Annotated in this window: 20 protein-coding genes; 6 read left to right on the forward strand and 14 right to left on the reverse strand. The window is 69.0% G+C overall.

Features of this window, described 5'->3' with window-relative positions:
• Window positions 1–86 precede the first annotated feature (86 nt).
• A complete protein-coding gene (locus ACZ5ZX_RS00880) occupies window positions 87–1,106 on the reverse strand; it encodes a glycoside hydrolase family 76 protein (protein ID WP_465500031.1) in 1,020 nt (339 codons plus the stop codon).
• A 73-nt stretch (window positions 1,107–1,179) separates the two neighbouring features.
• Here ACZ5ZX_RS00880 and ACZ5ZX_RS00885 point away from each other — a divergent pair, with 73 nt between their 5' ends.
• Window positions 1,180–3,315, forward strand: a complete 2,136-nt coding sequence (locus tag ACZ5ZX_RS00885) for a molybdopterin oxidoreductase family protein (protein ID WP_465500032.1) — start codon at window positions 1,180–1,182, stop codon at window positions 3,313–3,315.
• Between the two features lie 397 nt (window positions 3,316–3,712).
• Here the strand turns inward: ACZ5ZX_RS00885 and ACZ5ZX_RS00890 are convergent, their stop codons facing one another.
• The 7 genes from ACZ5ZX_RS00890 to ACZ5ZX_RS00920 form a co-directional block, all read right to left on the reverse strand.
• Entirely contained in the window at window positions 3,713–4,366 is a 654-nt protein-coding gene (locus ACZ5ZX_RS00890; protein ID WP_465500033.1) for a TrmH family RNA methyltransferase, read from the reverse strand.
• Between the two features lie 14 nt (window positions 4,367–4,380).
• Window positions 4,381–4,773: a DUF2784 domain-containing protein gene (locus ACZ5ZX_RS00895; protein ID WP_465500034.1), complete on the reverse strand. Its 393-nt coding sequence runs from the start codon at window positions 4,771–4,773 to the stop codon at window positions 4,381–4,383.
• A gap of 286 nt (window positions 4,774–5,059) precedes the next feature.
• Complete coding sequence (gene pyrE / locus ACZ5ZX_RS00900; RefSeq protein ID WP_465500035.1) at window positions 5,060–5,623, reverse strand: orotate phosphoribosyltransferase; 564 nt, start codon at window positions 5,621–5,623, stop codon at window positions 5,060–5,062.
• 58 nt (window positions 5,624–5,681) lie between these two features.
• A complete protein-coding gene (locus ACZ5ZX_RS00905) occupies window positions 5,682–8,216 on the reverse strand; it encodes an FtsX-like permease family protein (RefSeq protein ID WP_465500036.1) in 2,535 nt (844 codons plus the stop codon).
• Window positions 8,216–8,974, reverse strand: coding sequence for an ABC transporter ATP-binding protein (locus tag ACZ5ZX_RS00910; protein WP_061981816.1), 759 nt, complete (start codon window positions 8,972–8,974; stop codon window positions 8,216–8,218). The genes ACZ5ZX_RS00905 and ACZ5ZX_RS00910 overlap by 1 nt, the downstream gene beginning before the upstream one ends.
• Window positions 8,975–9,058: 84 nt before the next feature.
• Complete coding sequence (locus tag ACZ5ZX_RS00915) at window positions 9,059–9,565, reverse strand: PepSY domain-containing protein (RefSeq protein WP_465500037.1); 507 nt, start codon at window positions 9,563–9,565, stop codon at window positions 9,059–9,061.
• A gap of 48 nt (window positions 9,566–9,613) precedes the next feature.
• Window positions 9,614–10,381 carry an SDR family NAD(P)-dependent oxidoreductase gene (locus ACZ5ZX_RS00920; RefSeq protein WP_465500038.1) on the reverse strand — a complete coding sequence of 256 codons (768 nt, stop codon included), beginning with the start codon at window positions 10,379–10,381 and terminating at the stop codon, window positions 9,614–9,616.
• Between the two features lie 115 nt (window positions 10,382–10,496).
• Here ACZ5ZX_RS00920 and ACZ5ZX_RS00925 point away from each other — a divergent pair, with 115 nt between their 5' ends.
• On the forward strand, window positions 10,497–11,630 hold the full coding sequence (locus tag ACZ5ZX_RS00925) for a hypothetical protein (RefSeq protein WP_465500039.1): 1,134 nt from the start codon (window positions 10,497–10,499) through the stop codon (window positions 11,628–11,630).
• Here the strand turns inward: ACZ5ZX_RS00925 and ACZ5ZX_RS00930 are convergent.
• The 4 genes from ACZ5ZX_RS00930 to ACZ5ZX_RS00945 form a co-directional block, all read right to left on the reverse strand.
• Complete coding sequence (locus ACZ5ZX_RS00930; RefSeq protein WP_465500040.1) at window positions 11,627–12,337, reverse strand: hypothetical protein; 711 nt, start codon at window positions 12,335–12,337, stop codon at window positions 11,627–11,629. The two genes, ACZ5ZX_RS00925 and ACZ5ZX_RS00930, sit on opposite strands and share 4 nt — an antisense overlap.
• Before the next feature lie 427 nt (window positions 12,338–12,764).
• Window positions 12,765–15,362: an ATP-dependent chaperone ClpB gene (gene clpB / locus ACZ5ZX_RS00935; protein WP_465500041.1), complete on the reverse strand. Its 2,598-nt coding sequence runs from the start codon at window positions 15,360–15,362 to the stop codon at window positions 12,765–12,767.
• Between the two features lie 87 nt (window positions 15,363–15,449).
• Window positions 15,450–16,634, reverse strand: coding sequence for an MFS transporter (locus tag ACZ5ZX_RS00940; RefSeq protein WP_465500042.1), 1,185 nt, complete (start codon window positions 16,632–16,634; stop codon window positions 15,450–15,452).
• Between the two features lie 76 nt (window positions 16,635–16,710).
• On the reverse strand, window positions 16,711–17,175 hold the full coding sequence (locus tag ACZ5ZX_RS00945) for a MarR family winged helix-turn-helix transcriptional regulator (protein ID WP_465500043.1): 465 nt from the start codon (window positions 17,173–17,175) through the stop codon (window positions 16,711–16,713).
• Between the two features lie 270 nt (window positions 17,176–17,445).
• Here ACZ5ZX_RS00945 and ACZ5ZX_RS00950 point away from each other — a divergent pair, with 270 nt between their 5' ends.
• The 4 genes from ACZ5ZX_RS00950 to ACZ5ZX_RS00965 all read left to right on the forward strand — a co-directional run bounded on the left by ACZ5ZX_RS00950 (window position 17,446) and on the right by ACZ5ZX_RS00965 (window position 21,755).
• Complete coding sequence (locus tag ACZ5ZX_RS00950; protein WP_465500044.1) at window positions 17,446–18,651, forward strand: globin domain-containing protein; 1,206 nt, start codon at window positions 17,446–17,448, stop codon at window positions 18,649–18,651.
• A gap of 472 nt (window positions 18,652–19,123) precedes the next feature.
• Window positions 19,124–20,224, forward strand: a complete 1,101-nt coding sequence (locus tag ACZ5ZX_RS00955; protein ID WP_465500992.1) for a globin domain-containing protein — start codon at window positions 19,124–19,126, stop codon at window positions 20,222–20,224.
• 159 nt (window positions 20,225–20,383) lie between these two features.
• On the forward strand, window positions 20,384–21,136 hold the full coding sequence (locus ACZ5ZX_RS00960; protein WP_465500045.1) for a lytic polysaccharide monooxygenase: 753 nt from the start codon (window positions 20,384–20,386) through the stop codon (window positions 21,134–21,136).
• Window positions 21,137–21,149: 13 nt separating this feature from the next.
• Window positions 21,150–21,755 (forward strand): DUF305 domain-containing protein, encoded by a 606-nt coding sequence (locus ACZ5ZX_RS00965; protein ID WP_465500046.1) that lies wholly within the window; start codon window positions 21,150–21,152, stop codon window positions 21,753–21,755.
• Between the two features lie 241 nt (window positions 21,756–21,996).
• On the opposite strand, the gene ACZ5ZX_RS00970 is transcribed toward ACZ5ZX_RS00965, so the two are convergent.
• Both ACZ5ZX_RS00970 and dnaJ read right to left on the reverse strand, forming a co-directional pair.
• Window positions 21,997–22,428: a heat shock protein transcriptional repressor HspR gene (locus tag ACZ5ZX_RS00970; RefSeq protein WP_465500993.1), complete on the reverse strand. Its 432-nt coding sequence runs from the start codon at window positions 22,426–22,428 to the stop codon at window positions 21,997–21,999.
• Between the two features lie 5 nt (window positions 22,429–22,433).
• Window positions 22,434–23,606, reverse strand: coding sequence for a molecular chaperone DnaJ (gene dnaJ / locus ACZ5ZX_RS00975; RefSeq protein ID WP_465500047.1), 1,173 nt, complete (start codon window positions 23,604–23,606; stop codon window positions 22,434–22,436).
• Between the last annotated feature and the right edge of the window lie 30 nt (window positions 23,607–23,636).

Genomic DNA, 23,636 nt, shown 5'->3' on the forward strand with positions numbered 1-23,636 from the left:
GGGTCGACCCCCTCGTCGGGCCCCGGGGGCCAGGTTTGGCGCCCCTGGGGTGAGGGTTTCGTTCGGGGGCCTGGCGGTTAAAACCCCTAATCGCCACTCACGACAATGCGGGCGGCGGCTTCGAGGAGCATCCAGGCGCTGATCTGGACGGAGAGGTCGCGTTCCGGCGCGTCGGGGGCGAGAGGCAGCGAAGGCGCCGGAGTCGCCCAGTCGGCGCTGAAGAGCGGCCCGTGCGGTGTCGCGGTGGCTCCGCTCCAGCAGGCTTCAGCCGACCGGAGGACCAGATCGCGCGCCACCCCACTCGGCAGCAGCGGCGCCGCGAGCGCCAGGTAGCGCGCCAGGATCCCGGCGAACAGGCCCCCGTCGCCGCCTCCCTGCCCCCGGATCACCCCGTTCGGCGCGACGTGCGCGGCGACCGCGTGGATCGTGCGCTCCACCCTGTCCATTTCGGACAGTTCAAGGCAGGCACCGAGGTAAACTCCTTGGCAGTACGTGAAAATATGCTTGACCAGCTCGCCGGAGTCGACGCGCAGGCCGTCCCACACCAGTCCGGTCTCCGGATCGACGAGCCGATCGGTCATCCAGTCCGTCAGGCCTCGCGCGTGCTGCGTCGCCCCTTCGCGGGCATGGAAGATCGCGGCGGGGCCGTTCGCGGGGGCGTTCTTGAACTGGTCGCCGACACGCCACCAGATGCCGCCGCCCGCGTCGTCGGTCCAGCCTTCGCGCAGCCGCGAACTGATCGCCTCGAGCCCGCCGCGGACGTCCAGACCGAGATGGCCGACGCGTTGCAACGCGAGGCCGAGCCAGGCGATGTCGTCGTAATAGTCGTTGATCCACTTGCCGAAGTTGCGCAACCGCAGCGAGCCCACGAACCGGTCGATCAGCTTCAGCCGATCCGGTGAGGGATCCCGCAGCTGGGCGTCGACGAGGGCGTCCAGCAGATGCGCCTGCCACCAGTAGTTCCAGTGCCAGTGGACGCGCTGGTCGGCCGAGGGCGGCCAGCCACTGCGGCCGAGCACGGTCCGCGGCAGCCCCCACACCCGGCGCAGATGCCGGTCGCGCACCGCGCGCTCGGCGGTCGCGGCCCGGTCGGCGAGAGCACTCATCGCGCCATCATCCCTTGCCCCCTGACATACCGCTCAGTATGTTGAGACGATCCCCGATCCCGCGAGGTGCCTCATGACCACGGCGCATGTGACCTGCCCCCTGTGCGAAGCCACCTGCGGCCTGGAGGTGACGATCGACGAGAAGAGCCTCGTCACCCGGGTACAGGGCGACCAGGAGGACGTCTTCTCCCACGGGTACATCTGCCCGAAGGGCGCCTCGCTCGGCGCGCTGCACCACGACCCGGACAGGCTCACCGCGCCGCTGGTCAAACGCGACGGCGAGTTCGTCGAGGTCACCTGGGACGAGGCCTTCGCCGAGATCGACAAGCGGCTCCGGCCGATCATCGAGGAGCACGGCCGGAACGCCGTCGCCGTCTACTCAGGCAATCCGACGGTGCACAACGCGGCGCTGGTGCTCTATGGCCGCGTGTTCTTCAAAGCCTTGGGCACCAAGAACTTCTACACCGCGACCACGGTCGACCAGATGCCGAAGCACTTCTCGTCTGGGTATCTGTTCGGCGATCCGCAGGCCATTCCCGTCGCCGACCTCGACCGCACCGAGCACCTGCTCATCCTCGGCGCCAACCCGTTGGTGTCCAACGGGAGCCTGATGACCGCGGCCGACACCCGCGGCAGGCTGCGCGGGATCCAGCGGCGGGGCGGCAAGATCGTCGTCCTCGATCCACGCCGCACCCGGACGGCGCAGCTCGCCGACGAACATCACGCGATCCGGCCCGGCACGGACGCACTGTTCCTGTTCGCGCTGGTCAACGTCCTCTTCGCGGAGAACCGGGTCAGTCCCAGCGAGCAGGTCAACGGCGTCGACGAGGTCCGTGCGCTCGCGGAGCCGTTCACCCCGGAGGCGGTCGCGCCCGCGACCGGCATCGACGCGGCCGAGATCCGCCGCATCGCGCTCGATCTCGCGGACGCCGGACGAGCCGCGGTCTACGGCCGGATGGGGACGACGACGCAGTCGTACGGCACCATCGCGAGCTGGCTGGTCGACGTCGTCAACACGCTCACCGGCAACCTCGACCGCGAGGGCGGCATGATGTTTCCGCTGCCCGCCCTCTGGCGGCCGCGCCGGTCCTCGCCGTTCACCAGCGGCCGGTGGAAGAGCCGGGTGCGCGGCTACCCCGAGGTGCTCGGCGAACTGCCGGTGGCCACGCTCGCGGACGAGATCGAGACGCCCGGCGAGGGCCAGGTCCGCGTGCTGGTGACGATCAGCGGCAACCCGGCACTGAGCACGCCCAACTCCGCGCGGCTCACGGAGGCGTTGCGGCAGCTGGACTTCATGGTCTCCCTCGACGTGTACCTCAACGAGACCACCCGGCACGCCGACGTCATCCTGCCCGGCCCGTCACCGCTCGAGCGGCCGCACTACGACGTCGCGCTGTACGCGCTCGCCGTGCGCAACGTCGCGAACTGGACACCCCAGACGCTCGAGACCGACCTGCCGCAGGAGTGGGTGACGCTGCTGCGGATGGCGGGCATCGCCGCTGGTCAAGGCCCGGACGTCGACGTCGCCGCGTTCGACACGATGGTCGCGGCCGAGACGGCGCGACGCACCGGCGTCGACCTCGCGCTCGCCGAAGGTCGCACGGGACCGGCGCGGATGATCGACCTGATGCTGCGTGGCGGGCCGTACGGGCTGACACTGGCCGACCTCGAAGCCGCCCCGCACGGCGTCGACCTCGGCGCATTGAAGCCGCGGCTGCCCGAGGTGCTCACCACGGCGAGCGGAAAGGTCGAACTGGCTCCGGACGCGATCACGAGGGACGTCCCGCGGCTGCGCGCGGAGCTGGACAAGACGCCGGACGGCGGTTTGCTGCTGATCGGGCGACGGCATCTGAGCTCGAACAACTCGTGGATGCACAACCTGACGCCGCTGGTGCGCGGCGGCAACCGGTGCACGGTGCAGGTGCATCCGGACGACGCCTCGCGGCTCGGGCTGGCCGACGGTGAGCTCGCGTCGGTGACGTCGCGGGCGGGGAAGCTCGAAGCGCCGGTGGAGGTCACGGCCGACGTCCGGCCCGGCGTGGTGAGCATGCCGCACGGCTGGGGGCACGGCCTTGACGGGACGCGCACGGGTGTCGCGACCGCGCACGCCGGGGTCAACTCGAACCTGGTCGCCGACGAGACCCTGCTCGACGTCCCCTCCGGGACGGCCGTGCTCAACGGGATCCCGGTGGACGTCGCCCCGGTCTAGACCGCGTTTCGTCCTCTGAATGCGGTCGTCGCACACGCAAAGGGACGCATTTATCGATGGGTAGGGCACTCGCGTGCTCCGAGACCGGTTCCGAGAGTGCGGGATCCAGGCACGACACGTTGCCTTACCCCAATATCAAGTCCGTGAAGGCGTGGTCTTGTGTACCTACGTCTGACCAGCAGATGAGCAGTGATTCGGCGGGCCGTCGAGCGTGTCTGTGAAGGATTTGGGACGTTGAGTGTCCCAAATCCTTCATAGACAGCGGGGATCGTCACCGGTTCGGAGGCTGATCAAGGGCACCTCACTCAGGTCCCCGGTACGGGTGCGAGAGTGGAGGATCGGGGACGTTCAGAGTCCCGAATCCTCCGCACTCGCGTGCTTGAAGACGTATCTCGCGTCACCAGGCCTGGGAGAGGTCGGCGTGCTGCCGCACCCAGGCGTGCATGACGATCCCGGCGGCGACGCCGGCGTTGATCGAGCGCGTCGTGCCGAACTGCGCGATCGAGACGACCAGCGACGCCGTCTTCTGCGCCTCGGCCGACAGCCCTGGGCCTTCCTGGCCGAACAGCAGGACGCACTCGCGCGGCAGTTCCGCCGTCTCGACGGGCTGCGAACCTGGGGTGTTGTCGACGGCGACGACGGCGAGCCCCTCCTCGGCTGCGAAGGTCAGCAGCCCGGAGACGTCCTCGTGGTGGTGAAGGTGCTGGTAGCGGTCGGTCACCATGGCGCCGCGCCGGTTCCAGCGCCGCCGCCCGACGATGTGCACGGCGGCCGCGGCGAACGCGTTCGCCGTCCGGACCACGGTGCCGATGTTGTGGTCGTGTTGGAAGTTCTCGATCGCGACGTGGAACGGGTGCCGCCGGGCGTCCACATCGGACACGATGGCCTCGCGCCGCCAGTAGCGGTACGGGTCGACGACGTTGCGGCGGTCACCGTTAGCCAGGAGTTCGGGGTCGTACCGCTCGTCCGTGGGCCAGTCGCCCTCCCACGGGCCGACGCCGACCTCTTCCCGCGCCACCCATTCGGTGGGGCCGACCTCTTCCTCAGTCACCGAGTGATTGTCACTCAGCCCATGCTGACGCGGTGCGCCGGTGCGTCGCCGTCGTGGTCGCGGTGACGCCAGCGCTGGACCGTGCCGACGTAGGAGATGATCACCGTCGCCATCGCGATCACGACGACCAACGGCAGGGACGAGCGCGGGAACACCGTGTCGTAGAGGTAGTAGGCGTTGAAGCCGCCGGGCAGGTCGCCGAGGCCTTGCTGATGACGGAAGTAGTTCTCCGCCGCCGTCAGCGGGCAGGGCCACGGGAAGACGTTGACGAGGACACCCCATGCGGCGAAGAACACATGCACGAAGATCACCTTCGGCCACCGCCACGCGAGAAAACCACCGAATCCGATGAACAGCAGCGCGAAAATGTGTACCGCGACTGTCACGTCCGCCAGGAAACCCGCCACCTCAAGCCCCCTTTCACTCCCCTACCTGCGACGTTACCCCTCTCGTATTGAGAAACGCTCATGAAAAAACGGGGCATCCTCCGTTCGCATGGAGAATGCCCCGTTCGGGACGCTTTACTCAGGACCGGCAGGCGGAGCTGAAGATGTATCGGAAAGGCGACCGAACTGTGAACCCGCCTCGGCCGAAGGCCCCGCTATCGCGGTGGCAGGGCGCCTGCTCCGCCGTAGTGACGTGGAATGACCAGTCTGCGCCCTGCCGACGTCGATCGCGGGTTCACCTGATCAGTCAGGACAGACCGAGATCGTCCTTGTTCAGAATGTAACGGTATTCGAGGCCAGCCTTCTCGATGGCCTCACGCGCTCCGGTGTCCCTGTCGACGACAGTCGCGACGCCGACCACGTTCGCTCCCGCCTCGCGCAGCGCCTCGACGGCGGTGAGCACACTGCCACCGGTGGTCGAGGTGTCCTCGACGGCCAGCACGCGCTGTCCGAGCACCTCGACGCCTTCGATCCGGCGCTGCATGCCGTGCTCCTTGACCGCCTTGCGGACCACGAACGCGTCGAGTACGACGCCGTCGGTGGCCGCGGAGTGCAGCATGGCCAGCGCCACCGGGTCCGCGCCGAGGGTCAGGCCGCCGGCGGCGACGTAGTCCCAGTCGTGCGTGAGCTGGCGGAGCAGCTTCCCGATGAGCGGTGCGGCCGCGTGATGCAGCGTCGCCCGCCGAAGATCGATGTAGTAGTCGGCTTCCTTGCCGGAAGACAACGTCACCTTGCCGTGCACGACGGCCAATTCGCCGACGAGCCTTGCCAGTTCGAGTTTCGCCGCTTGATCAACCCCGGGGTACGCCACGGCCGAGAGTCTTACACACGGCCCGGCGGGCGCCCCCGGGGTGTTTGCCCCAGTGTGTTCAGTCACTGCCGGTGGTCGCGGCGTCCACGGGCTGTCCCCGGGTCGCCGCCCAGGCCGGGACCAGGGTCGCCGCCAGCGCGAGCACCGCGGCGATCCCGATGATGGACAGGTAGATCAGCGGGGATCCCATCGGCAGCAGGGAATCGGCCGCCACCAGGCAGAACGGGACGATGGCGCCCGCCGAGACGACCGTGCCGAGCACGATCCCGATCAGCGCGACCAGCCCGCCTTCGAAACCGGCCATCCGCAGCACCTGCGCCCTGGTCGAGCCGGTGAGCCGCTGGAGACCGAACTCGCGGCGCCGCCGCATCGTGGCCATCACCAGCGTGTTGGCCACCGAAATCACCGTGTAGGCAATGATCATCCCGACCATGAGGTAGTTCACCCAGGCGCCGACGGCCTGGTCCTTCGCGTGCGCCGCGACGAGCGCGTCCCGGTCGCCGACGGTCACCGGCTGCCCGGCCGTCGCCTCGCGAAGGCGTTCGGTCAGCGTCGCGGAATCGACGCCCGGAGCCGCGCGGACCAGCATCTGCGGGGCGAGCCCGGCGGTGGTGTGCGGCGCCAGGAGAGCGGCCGGGAGCAACAGGCTCTCGAAACCGGGGCGCTGGCTGGTCACCGCGACCACTTTGACGTCGACCGGGATACCGTCGCCGAGCTTCAGGCTCAGCGTGTCGCCGATGCCGATGCCGAAGTCCTTCGCGAAGACGTCGGGGAGCGCGACGGTGGCGCCGGTCAACGACTTCAAGTCGCCCTGGGTCACCTTCGTGTTGGTCGTCGCGGCGGCGCCGGAGGCGGTGAGGCCGACCGCAGGACGTCCATCGTCGGAGCGTTCGTACGGCTTCTCGACGAACACAGTGGTCGTCACGTACTCGGACGCTCCCGCGACACCGGGCACGGCCTGGATCCGCTGGACCAGATCCGGCGAGAGCCCGCCGGCGACCGAGCCGATCACGGCGTCGGCGCGGACGTCCTCGGTGAACGCCTGGTTCGCCAGCTCCTGCTGGGTGGTCTGCAGGTAGATGTTCGCGGTCGCGATCCCGACGGCGAGCATGATCGGGGTGACCGCACCGGCCGCGCGGACGATCCCGGCGCGGGTGTTGAGCACGGCGAGCCGTCCGTCGATGCCGCCGAGGAGACGCATCGGCCACTGCAGGATCGCCGTCATCACCTTCGCGACGCCGGGGGTGATCATCGCGACGCCGAGCGCCCACAGGATCACGGCGGGTCCGGCGGTGCTGGCCGCGATCGGACCGGTCATCACCGCGACGGTCACGATGGCCAGGGCGAGGCCACCGCCGAAACAGAGAACGGCGAGCACGACCCGCGTCGGCGTCAGCCAGCGGCGGGTGACCGCGGCCTCGGCGAGCGCCTCGGTCGGCCGGATCCTGCCTGCCCGGCGGCCTGCCACGAAGGCGGCGATGAACACCGCGAGCATCGCGGCGCCCGCACCGACCACGGCGGGCAGCCAGCCTTGGTAGAACCGGAGAACCTCAGGCACCACACCGTTTTCGACGAGTCGCCCGAACATCCATTCGCCGAGGAACGGGCCGAAGACGGCGGCGAGCGCGGTGGCGAGCAGGCCGACGACCAGTGCCTCGCCGAGCACCATGCGCCGCAGCTGGCGCGGGGTGGTGCCGATCGCCCGCATCAGCGCGAGTTCGCGTGAGCGCTGCTGGGTGGACAGGCTCAGCGTGCTCGCGACGACGAACATCGCGACCATCACCGAGAGCCCGCCGGACACCGCGGCGATGACGATCAGGTTTGCCCCGCTCGATTCGGCCTCGGGGAACTCCGCGACACCGCGGTCGATACCGCTCAGGACGGTCGCCCCGGCCGCGGCCTCGGCGACCTTCGCCTGCACCGCTTCGATGTCGGCACCCGGCTGGGTGAAGACGCCGATGACGTCGGCCCTGCCCGGATACCCGGAGAGCCGCGCGGCGTCCGCGGCGGAGAAGAACACGGCGGACCGCGTGATCGAGCGCGGCGCACCGGCCACACCGGCGACCCGGAACGTTTCGGTCTCGCCACGCGCGGCGACGTCGACACGATCACCGGGCTTCAGCCCCGACGTCGACTCGACGACGACCTCGCCCGCGCCAGGCGCGGCGCCAGCTGTCAACGCGTATGGCGTCAACGCGGCGGAATCCCAAGCGTGGCCGAGAGCCCGCTGACCGGCCGCGGCGAGGGGAAAGCTCACTTCACCGACGACGTCCGAGACGCCGGGGACGGAACGCAACCGCGAAACGAGGCCGTTGTCGAGGCGGACCCGCTCCGGGAGCCGCGCGGTCTCGAACTTCTCGTCGTCGTCGGCGTCGAGAGTCGCCGGATCCTTTTTCGGCAGTTCGAAGGTCTGGCCGCCGGTGACGAGGATCGGGGCGGCCGCGAGCCGCTGCGGCTCCGCGTTGCCGCGGATCCCGGTCTCCATCAGGCCACCGCAGGAGGCGACGATCAGCGCGCCGAAGAAGACGGCGACGAAGGTTCCGATGAACCCGCCCTTGCGCAGGCGCAGGGTCCGGAAGGCGAGACGCAGCATCACGCACCTGCCCGGACGCGGCTGCCCCAAGCACCGAGGTGGGTCATGCGCTCCGCGACGACGTCCGCGGTCGGCGCGTGCAGTTCGTCCGCGATCCGGCCGTCGGCGAGGAAGATGACGCGGTCGGCGTAGGAGGCGGCCATCGGGTCGTGGGTCACCATGATCACGGTCTGGCCGGTCGTCCGGACCGAATCGCGCAGGAGCCCGAGCACCTCGGCGGCGGTCCGCGTGTCGAGCGCACCGGTCGGCTCGTCGGCGAAGACCACCGCGGGCCGGGTGACCAGCGCCCGCGCGATCGCGACGCGCTGTGCCTGCCCGCCGGAAAGTTCGCCGGGAAGGTGCTTGCGGCGGCCGGAAAGCCCGACGCGGCCGAGCATTTCCTCGACGACGCGGCGGTCCGGCTTGGCGCCGGCGAGTTGCTGCGGAAGGGTGACGTTCTGCTCGACGGTCAGCGCCGGGAGCAGGTTGAAGGCCTGGAAGATGAAGCCCACCCGGTCGCGGCGCAGCTTCGTCAGCTTCGTCTCGCTCATCCCGGCCAGCTCCTGCCCGTCGAGCACGACGGACCCGGACGTCGGCCGGTCCAGTCCGGCGGCGCAGTGCAGGAAAGTGCTCTTGCCAGAGCCCGAGGGGCCCATCACCGCGGTGAAACCGCCGCGCGGGAACGCGAGTGTCACCCCGTCCAGTGCGATGACACCCTTGCCGTACTCCTTGCGGACGCCGTCGAGCCGGACCGCGTCACCGTTCCACCCAGTGTTCATGGGGAAAACCCTAGGAATCCCAGGTCGGATGCACCCTGGGGCGAGCGTGCGTCTCCGCGGTGGGGCAGGCCCTACCTCACCGGCTCAGTGGGCCTCGCCGGTCTTGGCGTCCACATTGACCTCGTGCTCGACACCCTTGCCGTCGCGAAGCCCGATCTCCCAGATGAGGGTGCCGTCGGCGGCGTAGTCGATCTCCATCTCGTCGAGTTCACCCGGTTGGCGCTGCTGCGCGGATTGCAGCGCCTTGACCGCGTCGACACCCGCCTGTTCGATCTTCGCCAGGTCGTCGCTCGGTTTGGCGGTCTGCTGTTTGCCGAGGACCTGACCACCGTCCCGGCTCACGCGCACTTTGTGCTCCTGGCCGTGCGACGCGACCTTGATCTCCCAGCCCTCGTTCGACGGCTCCACATCGAACACCCGCCCGTCGGGCACGGCGCCCGCCGCCGTTTGGATCGCGTTCACCGGCTTCCCTTTGGCCTGCTCCGTCGCGGTGGGCGACAGAGAGTTCGGCGGCGGGGTGTTGGGCGGCTCGGTGGAGCAGGCGGCCAAGACCAGGACCACCGCGCCGGCCATCAGGCGGGCTGACTTCATGATCCGTACCTACCCGCTCGGCGAAGTCCCAAACGCCGACGGCGCGACTCAGGTGCGGCCCTTGCCGCCGAAACCGCCGCCGAGTTTGCGCAGCACCGCCCTCGGCAGCAGTCCGCCGACCGCGACGAGCGCCTTGTACTGCAGGCTCGGCACCGAGATCACCTTGCCGCGGCGCAGATCCGCGAGCGCCTCGTCCACGACCTGCTCGACGCCGAGCCAGAACGCCTTGGGCCCCGGCCTGTCCAGCCCGGCCCGCTCGTGGAACTCCGTCGCGGTGAATCCGGGGCAGAGCGCCATCATGCGGACGCCCTTCGGCAGCGAGGCCGCGATGCCCTCGGTGAACGACGTGACCCAGTTTTTGCTGGCCGTGTACGTCGAACCGCGTCCGCTGAAGAAACCGGCGACCGAGCTGACGTTGATGATCGCGCCCTCGCCACGGTCGATCATCGCGGGCAGCGCGGCGCGGGTCAGGCGCAGGACCGCGGTGACGTTGACGTCGAGCTGACGCTGCAGCGCGTCCGGCGGGATGGTCCAGAAATCGCCGTTGAGCCCGAATCCCGCGTTGTTCACCAGAAGGTCGACCGGCTCTTCCGCCAGCCGGGCCTCGACGAGTTCGCGTCCGTCCACTTCGGACAGATCGGCGGGCAGGACGACGACGTCGACACCGTGCGCCTCGACCAGTTCCGCGGCGAAGGCTTCCAGCCTGTCGACGTCGCGGGCGACGAGCACGAGGTCGTACGCCTCGGCGGCGAGCCTGCGCGCGAACTGCGCGCCGATGCCGGCGGTGGCGCCGGTGATCAGTGCGGTTTGTGTCATACCGCGAACCTACTCTCCGGTCGGGTGATTTCTCGCCGGGTGACGAGCGGTGGAGGTCACCCTCAGTGGGGACCTGACGTGCGATGACCTCGGTCGGGAAGTATCGTCCCGGCCCATGGGGAAGCACAGCAGGCGCAAGCCGAGCTATCTGCCCAAGGTCGCGGCCGGTGCCGCGCCGCTGGCGTTGTTGCTCGCCGGCCCGGCCACCTCGCTCGCCGCCCAGACCGACCCGGCGATCCCGCTGCCGCTCGACCACAAGCGCGAAGGCACCCTCGATCGCGGTGTCGGCGTCACCAGCGAAGGGGACACGTCCGTCCTTCGCGGGTTCGTGAACAACACCGAGCGGGACGTCTACAGCAAGGACCTCGGCGACGCGAAGGTCGTCGCGGATGTCCGCCGATCGGTGAGCGAGAGCGTCGAGACCCGCGACGGCGCCACCGTCCGGCCGGACCGGGTGGGCGCGCTCACCGCCTCGAAGACCACGCAGGCGCTCGCGCAAGGCCAGCGGAACACGCTGAAGCTCGACCCCTACGGCAGTGTCGTCGCCGGGAACGAGACCAAGCTCGAACGAAGCGGCGCGCGACTGACCGAGGCCGCCCTCGATCCGCGCACCGGCACGTCCTCCCTCGTCACCGAAGACGGCCGAGCGATCGACGCGTCCGAGGGGACCTATCACGCCGTCCGCCCGCTGCCCGGGTTCGGCGTGATCAACGAGACCCAACAGCACACGGGCGGCGAACTCGATCGGGCCGCGCGGCTCGACGGCGGCTTCTCCGGTGTGCTCGGCGGAGTGGTGGAGGCAGGCCGGTCTTCCGGCCACGCCGTCGATCTCGGCGACCTCGCGACCGTCGGGGCGACCTCGGCGCAGCACGGCGGCGGCCGCTTCAACGGCGTCCTTCCCTTGGACGCCGGCTCAGGCACCGGCTTCGGTCAGGAACACGCTTTCGGCGGCACCGCCGGTCCGATGACCGGGCTGGTGACCACCGATCAGAACGCGGATCTGGCGCAGCACGGCGCCGTGCTGACCGGCTCCGGCGCGAACACGATCAGCGGTGACCTCGGCGTCGACAAGGTCGCGCAAGTCCACGGCACCACCTCGACATCGATCCGCGGGATCCTGCCGACCGTCGATCCCGCCGAGGCCGGGCACGTGACACAGTCCGGGACACTCGACCTGACCGTGTTCGACAGGCCGACTCACACCGGCGTCACCGCCGGGGCGCTGCCGCTGGAGCTCAGGCAGTCCTAGCCCTTGGGCTCGATGTCGTCGGCCTCTTCGGCCTGCCAATGGCGGCCGGGGGTCGGGGTGTTGTTGTACTCCTCGTCGAACGGGTCGACGATGTCGGCGATCTCGCCGAGGTCGCGCAGCAGCCGCTCGAGCCGCGACGGCCCGGCGTTCGGGGCGACGCTCGCGAGCACCCACTCGTTTTCCAGCCACGCCACGCCGACGTCGCCGCCGAGCGAATCGGCCGCGTCGACGAGTTCCTGCGTGATCACCTTGCGGGCGCCCTCGGAGTCGTCGGCGAAGGCGTAGCGCTGGCCGATCGGGCCGAGCATCTCGGGCATGTCCTGGCGCTGGAACGGCACACTGGACAGCCACATCTCCAGCGGTACCTCGTGCACCCGGTTGCAGCGCACGGCGACGACGACCGCCGGGATCTGGCCCTCGGTCTCGATGTCGAAGATGAAGACGGGGCGTCGCCCGTCGGAGGTGAAGGTGGACCCGGCCACGACGTTGACCGCCGCCTGCGCGCCGAAGTACCCGATGGCGCCGCCGGACCACTGCCGCGGCAACCTGTCGTCCTCCTCGACGAACTGCCAGCCGCGCAACTCGGCCCAGCGCATTCGCTCGCGATTGCGCGAGCCCTCCTTCGCCCGGTCGGCCGCGAGCAGCCCCAACCCCGCCACCAAGGCGACGGCGGCGACGACGAACCAGATCCACGCCGGAATACCCACGACCGTCAGGGTATCCCCCTGCGCTCACCGGACGTGATCGCCGGGCGCCGTGTCGCGCCACCCCTTTCGGTGCCGCGACCTCAAGACGGACTGAAAGGTCGACAAATCGCTGTGTCGCCAACGCCATGAAAGGACCTTTCCTTGCGAAATTTGCAAGGAAAGGTCCTTTCATCTTGGTCGGGGCTCGGGGGTCGGGGGTCGGGGGTCGGGGCTCGGGGCTCGGGGCCGAAGGACGCTTTCCCCCCATCGCATGCGGGGAAAGCGCCCTTCGCCGCGTGAGATGAGGGGAAAGGGCCCTTCAGCCCCGCCGGCCGCGACCTTGGCCAGCCCACTCAAGGCCGCAGCACAGGACTCCCGCTCTTGACCGTGTTATGAACGGGACTTTCCTTGCAAAATTTGCAATGAAAGTCCCGTTCATAACATCCGGTCACTCCACCCGGGTGACCGTCAACGCTTCCGACGCCTCCTGCGCGGGGATGTCCACCCGTACCGTGTCCCCGTCCCGGACCTCACCGGCCAGCAACTGTTTCGCCAGCTTGTCGCCGATCGCCGACTGCACCAGCCGCCGCAGCGGCCGCGCGCCGTAGATCGGGTCGAAACCGTTCAACGCGAGCCATTCGCGTGCCGCGGCGGTGACGTCGAGGGTCAGGCGACGCCGCGAGAGCCGCGAGGCGAGTCGTGCGATCTGGATGTCCACAATGGACGTCAGCTCGTCGGTGCCGAGCGCGTGGAAGACCACGATGTCGTCCAGCCGGTTCAGGAACTCCGGTTTGAACTGCCGCTGCACGACCGCCATCACCGCGTCGTTGCGCTGCCGCTCGTCGAGCGTCGGGTCCGCGATGGCCTGCGAGCCGAGGTTCGAGGTCAGCACCAGGATCGTGTTGCGGAAGTCCACCGTGCGGCCTTGGCCGTCGGTGAGCCGTCCGTCGTCGAGCACCTGCAGCAGCACGTCGAACACGTCCGGGTGGGCCTTCTCGACCTCGTCCAGCAGCACCACCGAATACGGCCGCCTGCGCACGGACTCGGTCAGCTGACCGCCCTGGTCGTAGCCGACGTAACCCGGAGGCGCGCCGACCAGGCGGGCCACCGAATGCTTCTCGGCGTACTCGCTCATGTCGATCCGCAGCATCGCGCGCTCGTCGTCGAACAGGAACTCCGCCAGCGCCTTCGCCAGCTCGGTCTTGCCGACCCCGGTGGGGCCGAGGAACAGGAACGAACCGGTCGGCCGGTCGGGGTCCGCGACGCCGGCCCGGGTGCGGCGCACCGCGTCCGAGACGACCTGCACGGCCTCCTTCTGCCCGACGACCCGCTTGCCGAGCTCCTCCTCCATCCGGAGCAGCTTGCCCGTCTCGCCCTCCAGCAGCCGTCCCGCCGGGATGCCGGTCCACGCGCTGACCACGTCCGCGACGTCGTCCGCGCCGACCTCTTCCTTCAGCATGACGTTCTGCTGGCTGACCTCGCTGGCGGCCGTCGCGGCCTCGAACTCCTTCTCCAGCGCGGGAATCCGGCCATAGCGGAGTTCGGCGGCCTTGCCGAGGTCGCCGTCGCGTTCGGCGCGTTCGGACTCGCCGCGCAGCTGCTCCAGCTGCCCCTTGAGCTCACGGACGCGCTCGATCGAGCCCTTCTCGTTCTGCCAGCGCGCGGTCAGCGCCGTCAGCGTCTCCCGTTTCTCGGCCAGTTCCGAGCGCAGCACGGCGAGCCGTTCCTTGGAGGCGACATCGTCCTCTTTGGACAGTGCCATCTCCTCGATCTCCATCCGCCGCACGGACCGCTCGACCTCGTCGATCTCGACCGGCCGCGAGTCGATCTCCATGCGGAGCTTCGACGCGGCCTCGTCGACCAGGTCGATCGCCTTGTCCGGCAGGAACCGGGCGGTGATGTAGCGGTCGGACAGCGTCGCGGCGGCCACCAACGCGGCGTCGGTGATGCGCACCCCGTGGTGCACCTCGTACCGCTCCTTGAGCCCGCGCAGAATGCCGATGGTGTCCTCTGTGGACGGTTCGCCGACCAGCACCTGCTGGAAGCGGCGCTCCAGCGCGGCGTCCTTCTCGATGTGCTGGCGGTACTCGTCGAGTGTGGTCGCGCCGACCATCCGCAGCTCACCGCGGGCGAGCATCGGCTTGATCATGTTGCCCGCGTCCATCGCGCCCTCGCCGGTCGCGCCCGCGCCGACGATGGTGTGCAGCTCGTCGATGAAGGTGACGACCTCGCCCGCGGAGTCGGTGATCTCCTTGAGCACGGCCTTCAGCCGCTCTTCGAACTCGCCGCGGAACTTGGCGCCCGCGACCATCGAACCGAGGTCCAGCGCCACGACCCGCTTGCCGCGCAGGGACTCGGGCACGTCTCCGGCGATGATGCGCTGGGCGAGCCCCTCGACGATGGCCGTCTTGCCGACGCCGGGCTCACCGATCAGCACCGGGTTGTTCTTCGTCCGGCGCGAGAGCACCTGCACCACGCGGCGGATCTCGGTGTCCCGGCCGATGACCGGGTCCAGTTCGCCCGCGCGGGCACGTTCGGTCAGGTCGACGCCGTACTTCTCCAGCGCCTTGAACGTGCTCTCCGGGTCCGGGCTGGTGATCCGCGCGGAACCGCGGACCTTGGCGAACGCGTCACGCAACGCGTCCGGGGTGGCGCCGTGCCGTTTGAGCAGGTCGGCGACCGGGCCGCCCTCGGTGGCGAGACCGACGAGAAGGTGCTCCGTCGAGACGTACTCGTCGCCGAGTTCGGTCGCGAGCTTCTGCGCGTGCGTCAGCGCCTTGACCGCGTGCGCGTCGAACTGCGGGCTCGACACGGTGGCGCCGGTCGCCGACGGCAGCGCCGCGATCAGCGGTTCCAGCTCCTTGTGCACCTGCGCCGGGTCGGCCCCGACCGCGGTCAGCAGCGGTGCGGTGAGTCCCTCACCCTGCGCCAGCAGCGCGCCGAGCAGATGCGCGGCCGCGACATGCGGGTTGCCTGCCATCGTGGCCGCCTGCGCCGCCGACGAAATCGCCTGCTGGGTCTTCGTGGTCGGGTTGAAAGCGTCCATCCCTCACCTCGTACTAGTTCTGCGAAGTTGTTCTCGACTCGTACAACGTCAGAAAAGTTGAGTCTGTTCCGCTCAACCCTGAATCGGTCAGCCCCCGCCCGGCGAGACGGCCTCCGCGGGCAGGCGCGGTCCCACCCGCCCGAGGCCGACGACGGCGGCGCAGGCGCACGTGGCCACGAGCACCCACGGGATCCAGACTGCCACGGAGAACAGCGCGACGACGGTCGGCGCGATCACCGCGGCGAGGGTGAACGCGTACTGGAAGGCCGCCAGATACCGTCCTCGCGCCTCCGGCGGCGCCGCGGCTTCGGCCAGCGCCCCGGACCGCGGGCCGAACGCGAGATCGCCCGCGGCCAGTACGAGAGTCGCGCCGAGCAGGTAAACGGGCTGGAAGACCTTCGGCACGAACACCACCGCGAGGCAAGCCAGGCACCACACCGCGAACAACGCCGAGCCCGCGCGCATCGCGGCGATCCGGGTCAGCTTCCGGGTGACCCGCAGCGCGACGACGCCACCCAGACTGGTGACGACGGTGAGCAGCGCGATGACCGCGCCGGGCAGCCACCGGGGTCCCTGCAGCGAGTTGAAGACGTACACCGGCATCCCGATGAGGAAGAAGTCCATCGTGAGCGCGAAGAGCCCGCTGAACACGATCAGGGCGAGGTAAGGGCGGTTGCGCCAGACCCTGGCAGGCCCCGAAATCCGCCGGGTGTGCCGCGGGAGCGGCGGCACCAGCGTCGCGAGGATGGCCGCGGCGACGACGAACGTGAAGACGTCGACCATGACGGCGACGTACAGGCCCTCGCGTCCGATCCACACCAGCAGCCCGGCCGCCGCGAGCCCGCCGAGGCCGAAGCCCGCGGAGCGCACCATCGCGGCTTCGGCGAACGGCCGGTCCTTCGGGCCTTCGCCCGCGACGTCGGCGATCAGTGAGAACTGCGAGCTGTAGAACAGCTGCTGTCCGGCCGCGAGCATGACCGACGCGCCGACGACTCCGGCGAAACCGGCGGCAGGCAGGTACGCGGCCACGCCGGCGGCCTGGAGCAGATGGGAGCAGATCATCACCGTGCGCGGGCCGAACAGATCGACGAGCCGCCCCGCGAGCACGGGGACGAGCAGACCGGCCAGTGCACCGAGAGTGACCGCCGCCCCCGCTTGGGCGAGGGGCAGACCGACCACACGGATGACGAAGACGAGGCCGAGCGGGAGGAAGAGTCCCGAGCCGAAGTTGTCGATTCCCAACGCGACCAGCAACGCGACCCTGCTTCGCACGAATACCGACGTTACCGGGGTGACAGCGCGGCGAAAGGGCCGTTCAGTCAAGACCGGCGGGTAGGTACGGGTGGCGTCAAACCTCGCATGTCCGCACGGACAGAACGGCGCGGATGTCCGCGTTCATCTCGGCCAGTCGCGTGGTCAGGTCGACGACCTTCTCCTCGGTCCAGTCACCGAGCGCACGCTCCATGAAGTCCAGATAGCCCGCCCGCCTGCGGTCCAGTTCCGCGCGCCCTCGCTCGGAGATGCTGATGATCGACGCGCGGCCGTCCTCGGGCGCGGGGCGGCGGTCGACCATGCCCGCCGCGGACAGCTGGGAGATTTGCCGGCTTACCACCGAAAGGTCCACGAAGCGTCGTTTGGCCAGTTCCGAAGGCCGCGCTTCACCGTGCTTCGCCAGGTCGGACAGCAGCATCGCCGCGGCCGGGTGCAGGCCGGGCTCGTCCTGCCAGGCTTGCATGATCCAGGCGTGCTGCAGCTGGGAGGCGGCCTTCAGCTCACGCATGAGTTCGACCCTGGCGTCGTCGGCGGAGCTCATCGATGCCTCCCGGCTACTTGTACAGTACAACTTTATTCGGCGAAGCTTGCGTAAGACAACTGTTTACCTCGTGAGATCGCCCACTCGCCCCGGGATTCGGCTACACCCGTCCGGAGCAACGATGCGGGCAAAAGGGCTCTCGGCAGCTAGTCTCGCGGACGAGCCGGAACCAAGCCGACCGGCGGACAGCCACTGACCGGAGAGGTGAATGATCCGTGAATTCTTCTCCAGTCGCCCTTCGTTCGTGAACCATCGGAATCCGCTTCCGGTATGCACTTCCCGATCAGCGACCCCCAGCCCGTGACAGCCGACGCGGTCAGCCCGGTTCCCCGGTCTTCGGCGCCGAGGGAAGCCCCGCCGGCGGTCACCGCGATGGTGCGGCTCATCCGCGACACCTGGGCGAAGTCGGAGCCGTTCATCCCGGAGATCTCCCAGTTCTTCTACGGCATGCTGTTCACCCTCGCGCCCGCCACCCGGGACTTCTTCCCGATCAACATGGAGGTCCAGCGCGGCAGGCTGGTGCGCGCGCTGGTCCACATCGTGCAGATGGTCGACCGGCCGGACGATCTCGTGCCGTTCCTGACCCAGCTCGGCCGCGACCACCGCAAGTTCGGCGTCATCCCGCGGCATTACGAGGCCGTCGGCACGGCGCTGCTCGCCGCACTCAAGAACCACCTCGGTCCGGACTGGACACCGGAGGTCGAACGGGCCTGGGCGGAGGCGTTCACCATCGTCGCCCGCGCGATGCAGGAGGCCGCCGCGGCCGACGTGAACCCGGCGTCGTGGTCGGCCACCGTGCTGGAGCACCGGCGGCTCACCTGGGACCTCGCCCTGGTCCGCGTCCAGCCCGAATTCCCGGTGCCGTACCAGCCGGGTCAGTACATGAGCGTCGAAGTCCCGCAGCGGCCGAGGCTCTGGCGCTATCTGTCCCCGGCGAACGCTCCGCGCGAAGACGGCGGCATCGAGTTCCACGTGCGCGCCGTCGACGGCGGCTGGGTGTCCCGCGCCATCGTGAGCCACACGCAGCCGGGTGACGTCTGGCGGCTCGGCCCGCCGCTCGGCAGGCTGTCGGTCGACCGGACCGACCGCCGCGACGTGCTGATGATCGCGGGCGGCACCGGTATCGCGCCGTTGCGGGCCATTCTGGACGACCTCGCGCAATGGGGCGAGAACCCGAAGGTCCGGCTGTTCTACGGTGGACCGTCGCGTGAGGACCTTTACGACCTCGACGAGTTGCGCGCCCTCGCCGCCACGAACCCGTGGCTCACCGTGACCCCGGTGGTCGAACGCGGTGACGAAGCCCCCGGCTGCGAACAGGGCACGCTCGCGGAAGCCGTTACCCAGTACGGATCCTGGCCCGGCCACCGGATTCTCGTCTCCGGCTCGCCGACGATGATCCGGGCGACGGTGTCCCGGATGCTGGTGGCGGGCAGTGCGCTCGACCAGATCGCGTACGACCCCTTCACCATCGACTAGCAGACCTTTCCGGTTGGCGTTCGAATACGATTCCACAATAGGGATCAGCCGGCGTCCGCGTACCGTTACGCGACTCGGTAATCACGGAGAAGCACCACCCGATCGGCGGATCACGTTTTTGTGTCGCACTGGCGAAAAGCACTGGTGGACAAAGAAAAACCGGGTCACATGATCACCTTTACCGTGTGACAGATGGGGTTTACGGCGTGTACACCGTTTGCTCCGTTCGAGCGGGAAACAACGATTCCTGGATCCTTTTGCGAAGGTCGGGCATACAGTCGTGAACCTTCGGGGGAACACGAGCACGATGACATCGGGTCTGGAGAATATGCCCGATCCAACTGGAGAAAATCGTTCACCCATGACTGCCGAAACAGTGAAGTACGAACATCCGCCCAGTTCGTCGAGATCTTCGCCACCGGTTCCCGTTCCGCCGCTGATCGAAGCACCGGCGGCGGACAAGACCGTCCAGATGGCCAAACTCATCAGGGAGAGTTTCGCCTCCGTCGAAACGAAAGCCGAGGAGCTGTCCCAGTACTTCTACGGGGTGCTCTTCTCGGTTTCGCCGGACGCCAGGGCGTTGTTCCCGATCAACATGGCCACGCAACGAAATCGTTTGCTGCGCGCACTCGTCTACGTCGTACAGATGGTGGACCGGCCCGACGAACTGACCACGTTCCTCGGCCAGCTCGGCCGGGACCACCGGAAGTTCGACGTCCTCGGCCGCCATTACGACGCCGTCGGTGTCGCGCTGATCACCGCGCTGAAAAGGTTCTTGAAGGACGACTGGACGCCCGAGGTCGAGGACGCCTGGGTCACCGCGTACGGCGTCATTTCGAAGAGCATGCGCGAGGCCGCGGGCAAGGAGACCGGGCCCGCGTGGTGGAAGGCGACGGTGGTCGAACACCGCCAGGCCTCCCGCGACGTCGCCGTCATCAAGGTGCGCACCGACCAGCCACTGCCGTACCGCGCCGGCGGCTACGTCAGCGTCGAAGTCCCGCAGCGCCCACGGATGTGGCGGTACTTCTCACCGGCGACGGCGCCACATGACGACGGGACGCTGGAGTTCCACGTGCACGCCGTGCGCGGCGGCTGGGTCTCACGCGCGATCGTCCACCACACCAGGGTCGGCGACGTCTGGCGCATCGGCCCCGCGCTCGGCGCGCTTTCGGTGCATCACACGGAAAGCCGTCCGCTGCTGATGATCGGCGGCGGTACCGGGATCGCGCCGCTGCTCGCCCTGCTCGACGACATGTCCCGCTGGCGCCACAACCCGCCGGTGCACCTGTTCTTCGGCGGCCGACGGCCGGAAGACCTCTACGCCCTCGACGACCTCCGCGGGCTGACCGTCACCTGCCCTTGGCTCACGGTGACCCCGGTGACCGAGGAGGGCACCATCCCCGGCGGCGACCGCGGCACGCTGGCCATGGCGGTCACGCAGCGCGGAGACTGGAAGGACCGTGACGTCTACGTCGCCGGGTCACCGTCGATGATCCGCGCGACGATCGCGAAACTGCTCGCCACCGGGACCGACCTGGAACGGATCAAATACGACCCCTTCACCCTGGATTGACCCGGCGGTTCCTTCGTATTAGGCCGATCGGCTGTTCCACCTGGGCTCTACGCAGCAGTAGGTCAGTGAATCATTGACCGTTGGTCACCGGCGGATCTATGGTCTAGACCACATTGCTCCCCCTCACGGGAACACCGTCGTTCCATCCCAGGAGCCGGCATGACCGTCAAACGTAAGCTCATGGCAGCCGCCGCCGGTGCGGTGCTCGCGCCCATCGCCATCGTGGCCATCCCGCAGGTGGCCAGCGCGCACGGCTACGTGCTGTCCCCACCCAGCCGTCAGGCGAACTGCGCACAGGGCAAGGTGTCCGGGTGCGGCAGCATCGTCTACGAACCGCAGAGCGTCGAAGGCCCCAAGGGGCTCCGCAGCTGCAACGGCGGACTTCCGCAGTTCGCGCAGCTCAACGACGAATCGAAGTCGTGGCCCGCCGCTTCGGTCGGCAGCAGCGTGACCTTCAACTGGAAGTTCACCGCCTACCACCGGACCACGAACTACGAGTACTACATCGGCGGCACCAAGATCGCCGACATCAGCGGGAACAACTCCGCGCCGAAGGACCCGACGTCGCACACCGTGAACCTCAGCGGTTTCAGCGGCCGCCAGAAGGTCCTCGCCATCTGGAACATCGCGGACACGCCGATGGCCTTCTACAGCTGCATCGACCTGCAGATCGGCGGCGGGAACCCGCCGACGACGAGCAACCCGCCGACCAGCAGCAACCCGCCGAGCACGTCGAATCCCCCGACCAGCACCACCACTCCGCCCGCGGGTGGCACCTGGGCGGCCGGGACGACCTACGCGGTCGGCGACACGGTGACCTACGGCGGCGTGACCTACCGCTGCCAGCTGGCGCATACGGCGATCCAAGGCTGGGAACCGCCGAACACCCCGGCACTGTGGACCCGGCAGTAGAGGGGACCCGCCAGTGAAGTTCGGTCTGATACTCGTCGCCGGTCTCGTGGCCCTCGGAGGCTGCGGGACCGGTGATGGCTCACCCACCGGCCCCGGTGCCCCGATCTCACCGGTTCCCCAGTCGGCGACGGGCGCCCCGGCGTCCGCGGAGTACAACGACGCCGACGTGATGTTCCTGCAGATGATGATCGCCCACAACAACCAGGGCGTGGAGATCGTCAAGCTGGTGCAGACGAAACAGGGGCAGCAACAGCCGCTCAAGGATCTCGCGGCCGCCATCGAGGCGACGCAGCAGACCGAGAGCTCCGACATGCGGAACTGGCTAAAGTCCTGGGGCAAACCCGAGACGGGCTCGATGGATCCGAACGCGCACCACCATCACGGTGGCGACGGGCTCACGGACAAGGGCCTGCTCGAAGCACTGTCCAAAAAGGATGGCGGGGACTTCACCCTTGACTTCGTGGACATCCTCGTCGCGCACCAGCACAACGGGGTCGCGCTCGCGAGGACCGAATTGAAGGACGGCAAGAACCCGGAATCGAAGGCCTTGGCCCAGCGGGTCATGGACTCGCGCACCGGGGAGGTCCAGCAGCTGCGCGCCCTGGTCCCCGGCCAGTAGAACGCATTCAGTCCTCTGGATCTTTTCAACCTGGTTCGCGGTGCAGACCGTCGCGCCGGTGAAGTGCAGGAAGTCCGTGAACCGGTCCACCGGTCGTGATCGGGCACAAGCTTGATCAACGGAAGATCCGGGACACCCAACGTCCCGAATCCTCCACTGTCACCCGAGTCGACCGGACCAAGAGCCCGGTGAGGTCCAGCAACTGCGCACCCTGGGCCCCCGGCCGGTAGAACTCCCGTGGTCAGCGGCGGCGAGGTTTCGGTTTCCAGACCACCAGTGCCGTCTGCTGCCGCATGGGCACGAGGTCCTTGCGGTAGGAGGCGTGCACGGCCGCGGCCGTCTGCTCGGCGGCGACGTACGCGGCCGTGAGCTCCTCGGTCAGTTCGGCGATCCGGCTCCGCAACGCGTCGACCTGGTTCTCCAGCTCGATGATCCGCTTGATGCCCGCGAGGTTGACACCGTCCTCTTGGGACAGTCGCTGCACTTCGCGCAGCAACGCGATGTCCCGCATGGAATAGCGGCGTCCGCCGCCGGAGGTCCGGCCCGGGGACACGAGACCCTGCCGGTCGTAGGACCGGAGGGTCTGCGCGTGCATCCCGGAAAGCTGCGCCGCCACCGAGATGACGAACACCGGCGTGTCTTCGTCCGCACCGTGCGGCAGCCCGCCGAACATCATGCTCACCTGCCTTCGAGAAGTTCGGTGATCTCCGGTCGCGGATCGTGGTCGGCCATGGCTTCCGCGTAGGCCTCAAGTGCCTCACGGGCCTTGTCGTCCAATTTGGACGGAATGGCCGCCTGCAGGGTGACCAGCAGATCGCCCTGCGCGCCGTCCCGTTTCGCGATTCCCTTGCCACGCACGCGAAGCACGCGGCCACTCGCCGTACCCTGCGGCACCTTCAGGGAGACCTTGCCCTCGAGGGTCGGCACGGTGATCGTGCCGCCGAGGGCCAGTTCCGCGAAGGACACCGGCACGGTGATCGTCAGGTCGAGGTTCTGCCGCCCGAACACCGCATGCGGCGCGACGTGCACGCGGACGTACAGGTCGCCCGGCTGCGCGCCACCCTTGCCCGGTTCACCCTGGCCGGCGAGCCGGATCCGCTGGTCGTCGGCGACGCCCGGCGGGATCCGCACGGTCAGCGTGCGAGTTCGGGTGCTGACGCCCTCGCCCGCGCATTCCGGACAGGGGTCGTCGATGATCGTGCCCCGGCCACGGCAGTCACGGCACGGCTCGGAGAACGCGAACGCGCCCTGGCTCCGGCTGACCAGCCCGCTGCCCTGGCAGGTCGAACACGTCCTCGGGGAGGTCCCCGGTTTCGCGCCGTTCCCGCCGCAGGTGGAACAGGTCGCCGGACTCGACAACCGGAGCGGCAGGGTCGCGCCCTTGACCGCCTCGGTGAAGTCGATCCGGACGTCGGTCTCCACGTCCGAACCGCGCTGCGGCCGGTTCGCCGTGGCACCGGCGGCACCGCGGCGGCCGAAGAGACCGCCGAGGATGTCGCCGAGCCCGCCGAAGCCGCCCTGCTGCTGGCCCGCCTGGCCGAAGATGTCGCCGACGTCGAAACCGCCGGCACCACCGCCGCCGCCAGGGAAGCCGAAGCCGCCGGGACCGCCGGAGCCGAAGAGGCGCCGGGCCTCGTCGTACTCCTTGCGCTTGGACGTATCGGAAAGCACGCCGTAGGCCTCGGAGACCGCCTTGAACTTCTTCTCCGCTTCCGCGTTGCCCGCATTGGCGTCGGGGTGGTTCTCCTTGGCCAGCTTGCGATAGGCCTTCTTGATCTCGTCCGGGGTGGCGTCGGAGGAGACGCCCAGCTCACGGTAGAAGTCCTTACCGATCCATTCCCGTGCACTCACCGAACGTCTCCTCCTTTCACGCCGTTTCGC

It is taken from the genome of Amycolatopsis sp. NPDC033938 (genome assembly GCF_055575975.1).

Coding starts and splice junctions, on each gene's coding strand:
- ACZ5ZX_RS00885 (WP_465500032.1), top strand. CDS start 1,180: ATGACCACGGCGCATGTGACCTGCCCCCTGTGCGAAGCCACCTGCGGC.
- ACZ5ZX_RS00910 (WP_061981816.1), bottom strand. CDS start 8,974: ATGAACACTGGGTGGAACGGTGACGCGGTCCGGCTCGACGGCGTCCGC.
- ACZ5ZX_RS00925 (WP_465500039.1), top strand. CDS start 10,497: ATGGGGAAGCACAGCAGGCGCAAGCCGAGCTATCTGCCCAAGGTCGCG.
- ACZ5ZX_RS00950 (WP_465500044.1), top strand. CDS start 17,446: ATGCACTTCCCGATCAGCGACCCCCAGCCCGTGACAGCCGACGCGGTC.
- ACZ5ZX_RS00945 (WP_465500043.1), bottom strand. CDS start 17,175: ATGAGCTCCGCCGACGACGCCAGGGTCGAACTCATGCGTGAGCTGAAG.
- ACZ5ZX_RS00905 (WP_465500036.1), bottom strand. CDS start 8,216: ATGCTGCGTCTCGCCTTCCGGACCCTGCGCCTGCGCAAGGGCGGGTTC.
- ACZ5ZX_RS00955 (WP_465500992.1), top strand. CDS start 19,124: ATGGCCAAACTCATCAGGGAGAGTTTCGCCTCCGTCGAAACGAAAGCC.
- ACZ5ZX_RS00970 (WP_465500993.1), bottom strand. CDS start 22,428: ATGTTCGGCGGGCTGCCGCACGGTGCGGACGAAGACACGCCGGTGTTC.
- ACZ5ZX_RS00960 (WP_465500045.1), top strand. CDS start 20,384: ATGACCGTCAAACGTAAGCTCATGGCAGCCGCCGCCGGTGCGGTGCTC.
- ACZ5ZX_RS00920 (WP_465500038.1), bottom strand. CDS start 10,381: ATGACACAAACCGCACTGATCACCGGCGCCACCGCCGGCATCGGCGCG.
- clpB (WP_465500041.1), bottom strand. CDS start 15,362: ATGGACGCTTTCAACCCGACCACGAAGACCCAGCAGGCGATTTCGTCG.
- ACZ5ZX_RS00915 (WP_465500037.1), bottom strand. CDS start 9,565: ATGAAGTCAGCCCGCCTGATGGCCGGCGCGGTGGTCCTGGTCTTGGCC.
- ACZ5ZX_RS00880 (WP_465500031.1), bottom strand. CDS start 1,106: ATGAGTGCTCTCGCCGACCGGGCCGCGACCGCCGAGCGCGCGGTGCGC.